8 protein-coding genes and 1 pseudogene are annotated in these 6,145 nt (G+C 46.0%); 7 read left to right on the top strand and 2 right to left on the bottom strand.

Translation table 11 applies throughout. The features are described from left to right. A pseudogene (locus tag KDK67_RS14660) lies at positions 1 to 148 on the top strand (ISH3 family transposase); the annotation flags it as partial. A 200-nt stretch (positions 149 to 348) separates the two neighbouring features. On the opposite strand, the gene KDK67_RS08045 reads toward KDK67_RS14660, so the two are convergent. Then, positions 349 to 1,278, bottom strand: coding sequence for a metal ABC transporter solute-binding protein, Zn/Mn family (locus tag KDK67_RS08045; RefSeq protein WP_250868285.1), 930 nt, complete (start codon positions 1,276 to 1,278; stop codon positions 349 to 351). 553 nt (positions 1,279 to 1,831) lie between these two features. On the opposite strand from KDK67_RS08045, the gene KDK67_RS08040 reads away from it, so the two are divergent. Both KDK67_RS08040 and KDK67_RS08035 read left to right on the top strand, forming a co-directional pair. Next, the gene (locus KDK67_RS08040) at positions 1,832 to 2,029 is read left to right on the top strand and encodes a hypothetical protein (RefSeq protein WP_250868284.1); all 198 of its coding nucleotides are present in this window, start codon (positions 1,832 to 1,834) and stop codon (positions 2,027 to 2,029) included. Positions 2,030 to 2,138: 109 nt separating this feature from the next. Further along, entirely contained in the window at positions 2,139 to 2,384 is a 246-nt protein-coding gene (locus KDK67_RS08035; RefSeq protein WP_250868283.1) for a PAS domain-containing protein, read from the top strand. Positions 2,385 to 2,427: 43 nt separating this feature from the next. Here the strand turns inward: KDK67_RS08035 and KDK67_RS08030 are convergent, their stop codons facing one another. After that, a complete protein-coding gene (locus KDK67_RS08030; protein WP_250868282.1) occupies positions 2,428 to 2,919 on the bottom strand; it encodes a metal-dependent transcriptional regulator in 492 nt (163 codons plus the stop codon). 225 nt (positions 2,920 to 3,144) lie between these two features. Between KDK67_RS08030 and KDK67_RS08025 the strand changes: the two genes are divergently transcribed. The 4 genes from KDK67_RS08025 to KDK67_RS08010 are packed head-to-tail and all read left to right on the top strand — an operon-like array spanning position 3,145 to position 6,140. Then, a complete protein-coding gene (locus KDK67_RS08025; RefSeq protein WP_250868281.1) occupies positions 3,145 to 3,384 on the top strand; it encodes a FeoA family protein in 240 nt (79 codons plus the stop codon). Between the two features lie 6 nt (positions 3,385 to 3,390). Continuing rightward, positions 3,391 to 3,621 carry a FeoA family protein gene (locus KDK67_RS08020; RefSeq protein ID WP_250868280.1) on the top strand — a complete coding sequence of 77 codons (231 nt, stop codon included), beginning with the start codon at positions 3,391 to 3,393 and terminating at the stop codon, positions 3,619 to 3,621. A 29-nt stretch (positions 3,622 to 3,650) separates the two neighbouring features. Further along, positions 3,651 to 5,678: a ferrous iron transport protein B gene (gene feoB, locus KDK67_RS08015; protein WP_250868279.1), complete on the top strand. Its 2,028-nt coding sequence runs from the start codon at positions 3,651 to 3,653 to the stop codon at positions 5,676 to 5,678. A gap of 21 nt (positions 5,679 to 5,699) precedes the next feature. Further along, on the top strand, positions 5,700 to 6,140 hold the full coding sequence (locus KDK67_RS08010; RefSeq protein ID WP_250868286.1) for a hypothetical protein: 441 nt from the start codon (positions 5,700 to 5,702) through the stop codon (positions 6,138 to 6,140). Positions 6,141 to 6,145: the final 5 nt, after the last annotated feature.

Genomic DNA, 6,145 nt, shown 5'->3' with positions numbered 1-6,145 from the left:
TCTTCAGAAAAAGCATTTTACGAAAGTAAAACAAGGGCCACAGACCATTGATGAGGATAAGTTCAGGTTCGATAGATTTGTTCTCTTAATAGAGGATTGGCTTAGGAGAAAATTGAGGATTCAGTTGGTGGTGGAGTGTTTGAGATAAGTTAATGGGAGTAAGAACAAAAAGGAGGAATAATTAGAGAAGTACTGAAATTGCTACTTCTAAAGGTTATGGGGTCAACATACATGTTGATGGTGCTAAACTATATATTAAGGATGGCAGATTCACAGTTTCCAGTACGGGGAGTTTGTCATATTTTACCCATACCTCCTTAAGGCTGATCACTTCTGCCATTCCATCCCTCATTCTTTTGTAATGCCCTGTGAAAATGCTTCGGTGATAGTGTCAAGATTGTGTATGTAATCTTTTGCGAGCGGGTCCACAGTTACCACTTCACCACCAATTGCAGATGCAATCGCTTCAGCGCTCTGTGTACTGAACTGTGCCTGTACGAAGATCACGTTGATATTTTTCTCTTCAGCTTCATCGATAAGCCTTTGCATATCCTTTGGGCTTGGTTCCTTTCCTTCCTCCTCGATAGTTATCATATCGAGTCCGTATTCAGTTGCAAAATAGCTCCAGGAAGGATGGTATGTCATGAAACTGCCGCCTTCTTCGCCAAGAATGCCCCGAATTCTGGCATCAGCTTCGTCCAGTTCTTTCAGGTAAGCCTCTTTGTTCTGTAAGTAGAGTTCGCTGTTATCAGGATCGATCTCGATAAGGCCAAGGTATGTGTTCTCGACCATGATCTTAGCATTTAGTGGAGATGTCCAGATGTGAGGATCGACTCCTCCATGATCATGTCCCCCTTCTTCTCCGTCTTCTTCAGCTTCATGCTCTTCTTCATGCATTTCCATTATCGTAATTCCTTCTGAGCAATCCACGATCAGCATGTCTTCGTTTACAGCCTCTATCTTCTCAAGCCAGACGTTCTCAAAAGGTAATCCAGATCCTACTGTAAAATATGCTTTTGCATCTGCCACATCCCTCAGTTGACCGGAGGTTGGTTCATGGGTAGCAGGACTTGCTCCGGGTGGTATCAGGACAACGATACTAACTCTGTCACCAGCTATCTTTTCTACAAATTCCTGTTGTGGCAGTATGCTTATCGCAACAACGATACTTTCGTCCTGATGGCTGGTATTCTCCTCCGTCTGATCAATGCAACCGGATATGAAAACTGCTATCAATAAAGTGAAGAGGGTCAATGTGAATTTAATATTTTTATTCATGCTAATTCTTCTTTAACATTTTTTAGTTTCTGCTTTCTTTCCTTTTGTATCTATTTTTGGTATCGTACCAAAAAAAATCAATTTTCTCTTTATACTGTATTAGTTAATACATATGAGTTATATAATCCACCTCCAAAACCAATTGTTTATATGTTTTATTTAATAATTTTGCTACACCCCAAATTTGGTATTTATAGCTGTTTTTGATATTGTAAGTAGTTTTTCTTAGAAACGTACGTTATTTTTGAGATGCGGTTTTCATAGTTTCACGCTTATTTTCCTGACATTAAAGATCCAAATGGAGCAGGACAATCTGATTAATTATTTATGAAAATATTAATTATGTTAAAATGAAAGAGGTAGAAAAATGAAAAAAGGATTTCAATATTTGTTTGTTCATTGAACGTGCTGAAGAAAAATGCGTTATTTTACGGGTTGGCAGGTTCAATAATCTACCTATGAATCTGGACGCTGTGAATTTTTTAATCAGTCAGTCTGACTACGATGATTCAGATATCGATTGATACGTAGATTTTTTTCTGGAGGCGTTGGTATGAATAGTAATGTAAGCGAGGCCACCCGCCAGCAAGCCTGCGCCATCTACCAGCAACATAAAGACCTGATAGATTCCGACGCTGTGCATGGTTCTGAATGGGATATGCGAGTTGCCCGTACCACCATGAGTCTCGAGGGTGTTTCTCCTGAGTCTTTTGGGATAAAGGATGAGGGGGCTGAATATGTCCCTGTCTGAACTTCGAGAAGTGAACAAACTTGCCTAGTATGCAGAGCAGGATATCAGGCTTGCACTCAAACGGGCAAGGAGCTGGGTTCGCAAACTCAAGAAGGCAGCCGACGACTTCATGTCAGAATCCATCGTGTACGCTGACCTTGTGCATCCCGCTGACCTGCCGGATGTTGAGACCGAGCTCGAAGAGACCGGTAAGAAAGGGGGCAGGGAATTTGTCAAAGAGTACAGGATACTGACAGAACCAGGGGATGTGCGGTGGGTCGAAGAAAAGACCTTTATCCAGCGCGAGGAGGGTGTGATCACCCATTATCAGGGCATCATTGTTGATATTACAGAACGCAAACAGGGTATGAGCTAAAAACTTTTGAACATTAATGGACGAGATGGCAACGCCATCCCGTTCATTCGCTGGTCTTCTTTTTCCCATGCACAGGACAGCCATCCTGTGTTGCAGGAGTGCATTCAACGTATTCCCCGGTATTATAGAAATACCTGAAATGCTCTAACCACAGCGGCAATTCCTCTTTCTTATTGATGAACTCAACGAACTTCGTGAACACGTCCAGAGTCTCGTGGGTGAGACCGTGCTCTATCCTGCATGCGTCCTCATCGGCTGTTTTGGCTTCCACTCCCAGTATCTGGAGGAATTCCTGCAGGACATCGTATTTTTCCTCAGTTGCCCTGGCGATCTCCTCTCCGTTTGGGGTCAGGGTGACGGCACCGTATTTTTCGTAATTGATGTAACCTTCCCTGTTCAGTTTCTTGAACATCCCTGTGACACTGGAGGGGTTCAGCCCCATGATCTCAGAAACGTCCTTCACCCTCGCATACCCTTTCTTCTTTATAATTGAATCCAGCATTTTCAAATAATCTTCAGTTCTTTCTGTCGCCATACCTTATCAACCTGTTTTGGTTTACCAAAATATATTTGGAAAAATGGTGGTGGTCGTATATAAACATGGCGTTGGTCTGCTTCTGGAATACAAAAATACATATCTGTGGCCGATCTGCACAGATCTCTACCAGATGTTTAGGTTCCACGAAACTTTTATATATGACCATTCCTTTTTGGTATACAAACATTGTATTGTATTAACAAAAAAAGGAGTTTGATCTAAATGACCGAAACTACGCTTAACCTGCTCGAACCGGGCAGCAAAGCAAAAGTAATACAGATAACTGGCAGAGGCTCTGCCAGAAGAAGGATCCTTGACATGGGAATGGTGCCGGGAGCCGAGATCGAGGTGATAAGGAAAGCCCCTATGGGAGATCCTCTGGAGTTCCTTGTCAAAGGCTACAACCTGTCCCTGAGAAAAGCAGAAGCTGAACTTATCGTGGTCCAGCCCCTGGGAGCGTGAACTGCCATGCCCCATGTTCTACCTCTGACCATGATGCCTGAAGGAAAAGAGGGAAAAGTTGTTTCTATCAACGCGGGTCAGGGCCTGAAACGACGTCTGGTCGAGATGGGGTTTTGCGAGGGCAGTCTTATCACGGTCCACAGGTCTGAGCGGGGTGCCCTGGTTGTCGTTGTGAACGGCACCAAATACGCCATGGGCAAAGGTATGGCTACAAAGATAATGGTATCAGATTGTTAAATGAAGTTGGAAATCAGGATTGAATAGATATGGAAAAGAAAAAAATAACCATCGCCCTGGCAGGTAATCCCAATGTTGGAAAGACCACCTTGTTCAATGCCATCACAGGTGCAAGACAGCATGTGGGGAACTGGCCAGGGGTGACGGTGGAGAAAAAGACCGGAAAGAGGACGTACAAGGATACGGAGATAGAGGTCGTGGACCTTCCCGGGACGTACAGTCTCACGGCATACTCCATTGACGAGGTCGTGGCACGGGACTATGTGGTGGAAGAGAAACCGGATGTGGTGGTACAGATAGTGGATGCCACGAACCTTGAGAGGAACCTGTACCTCACCACACAGTTGATGGAACTTGGTTCCAGGGTGGTCATAGCCCTCAATATGTGGGACCTTGCAGAGTCCAGGGGAGATGAAATAGACACAAGAAAGATGGAAGATTTCCTGGAGATCCCTGTTGTAAAGACAGTTGCTAACAGGGCAGAAGGGATCGACGCTTTACTGGAAGAGGTCGTCAGGGAAGCCGACAAGGGTGAACACCACGAACACGAGGTAAGCTACGGTGATGATATCGAGAAAAAGATCATCGAGCTGGAAAAAATTGTTGGTAAAGACAGCGCACTGTCAGGCAAGTATCCGGTGCGATGGTTGAGCGTGAAGCTGCTGGACGGCGATGAGAACATCCTGGAAAAGATTGAGGGAAGTTCAGTGGCTACCCAGGTCAACAGTGTGCTCAGCACGATCAAAAAGGAAGATTATGAAGCAGCCATGGCAGAGAAACGATACGAGACCATCAATACGGTGCTTCCACAGGTCTGCGTCAAGTGTATCAAAGGGGTGACATTCTCAGATATGATCGACAGGGCGGTCACCAACAAGTATCTTGGAATACCTATATTCTTAGCCATGATGTGGGCAGCGTTCGAGGTGACATTCACGGTCGCAACCCCGCTCATGGAATTCGTTGATATGTTCTTTGGCTGGCTGGCTGGAGTGGTTGCAGGGAGCATCACAAATCCCGTGCTTGGTTCCCTGCTGGGCGATGGTATCGTCGCCGGTGTGGGCGCCGTTATGATATTCCTTCCTAATATCCTGTTACTGTTCCTCATGATCTCGTTGCTGGAAGATTCTGGATATATGGCACGAGCCGCGTTCGTCATGGATAAGCTCATGTACAAGATCGGTCTGAATGGACGATCGTTCATTCCACTGTTGATGGGGTTCGGCTGTAATGTGCCTGCGATCATGGCCACCCGGACCATCGAGGACGAAAAGGACAGACTGGTGACAATTCTTGTGAATCCATTCATTTCCTGCGGTGCACGATTGCCGGTATATCTCATGCTGGCAGGTGCGTTCTTTGGAAGGCAGGCAGGCTCAGTGATCTTTGGTATATACATACTTGGTATCATTGTTGCCATACTCTCTGCAAAATTGATACGTGGCACAGTGCTAAAAGGCAAACCATCTCCCTTTATCATGGAACTGCCGCCATACAGGCTCCCTACACTCAAAGCAAGCGCGATACACATGTGGGAAAAAGGTTCCATATACCTGAAAAAGGCAGGTACTATCATCCTGGCTGGTGTTGTCTTTGTGTGGTTGCTGTCAGCCATCCCGGCTCCGGGAGTGGATGCAGCGTTCGCGTCCGAGGAGATCCTTGGAACAGAAGACTCCCTTATAGGTGTATTGGGACACATAATTGAGCCTCTTGTCGCACCTCTCGGGTTTGACTGGAAAGTGGCAGTAGCCTTGGTCTTTGGATTCATTGCCAAGGAGATCGTGATAGGCTCCATGGGGGTGCTATACGGCACCGGGGAGGACGAAGATGCCCTTGCTGAAATATTAACAGCAGGAGCTATGAACCCGCTGACAGCCCTTGGACTGATGGTATTCACACTCCTGTACGTGCCATGCATTGCATGTGTTGGTGTGGTAAAGAAGGAAACCGGTAGTTGGAAATGGACGCTCTTTATGGTGGCCTATGGAACAACACTGGCATGGATAGCTGCGTTCCTGATCTACCGCATAGGTACAGCCATAGGATGGGGATTATGAACTTGAATTGAGGTGATATTAATGGCAAATACAAATAAAATGATCTTTGCAATGGTGGTAGGAATACTCTATGTAGTATTCGGTATCCTGAAGATGCTGGAAGGATTCGGGATCGAGACCGGTCTGGCTGAATCGTTGCTGATCCCAGGGGATTTCTTCGGAGGTTTCTGCTTTGTCGTGATCGGGGCTGTGTTCCTGTACGCGGTCAAAGAGCTGAGTGCAGGGGTGCACATGGGCGTATCCTATGTCTATGTCGGCATCCTGATGTCACTGGTGTTCATGGCAGTCTACCTCCTGGTCATGGGGGCAGACCTCCTTATGTTCTACGCGGTAAAGAGCGAGGACTACGAAGGATGGCGCATTATTGACAGCATGAGACCTGGCATCTATCTCGGGCTCCTGTCCCTTATCGGGTACTTCTACTGGAAGGACAGGTTCACCACAGAGATGACAAAAGTTTGAGGTGA

Source organism: Methanococcoides seepicolus (genome assembly GCF_023684405.1).
In the GTDB taxonomy this organism is placed as follows: domain Archaea; phylum Halobacteriota; class Methanosarcinia; order Methanosarcinales; family Methanosarcinaceae; genus Methanococcoides; species Methanococcoides seepicolus.
This window is presented reverse-complemented; position numbering and strand designations above follow the sequence as displayed.

Coding starts and splice junctions, on each gene's coding strand:
- KDK67_RS08045 (WP_250868285.1), bottom strand. CDS start 1,278: ATGAATAAAAATATTAAATTCACATTGACCCTCTTCACTTTATTGATA.
- KDK67_RS08040 (WP_250868284.1), top strand. CDS start 1,832: ATGAATAGTAATGTAAGCGAGGCCACCCGCCAGCAAGCCTGCGCCATC.
- KDK67_RS08035 (WP_250868283.1), top strand. CDS start 2,139: ATGTCAGAATCCATCGTGTACGCTGACCTTGTGCATCCCGCTGACCTG.
- KDK67_RS08030 (WP_250868282.1), bottom strand. CDS start 2,919: ATGGCGACAGAAAGAACTGAAGATTATTTGAAAATGCTGGATTCAATT.
- KDK67_RS08025 (WP_250868281.1), top strand. CDS start 3,145: ATGACCGAAACTACGCTTAACCTGCTCGAACCGGGCAGCAAAGCAAAA.
- KDK67_RS08020 (WP_250868280.1), top strand. CDS start 3,391: ATGCCCCATGTTCTACCTCTGACCATGATGCCTGAAGGAAAAGAGGGA.
- feoB (WP_250868279.1), top strand. CDS start 3,651: ATGGAAAAGAAAAAAATAACCATCGCCCTGGCAGGTAATCCCAATGTT.
- KDK67_RS08010 (WP_250868286.1), top strand. CDS start 5,700: ATGGCAAATACAAATAAAATGATCTTTGCAATGGTGGTAGGAATACTC.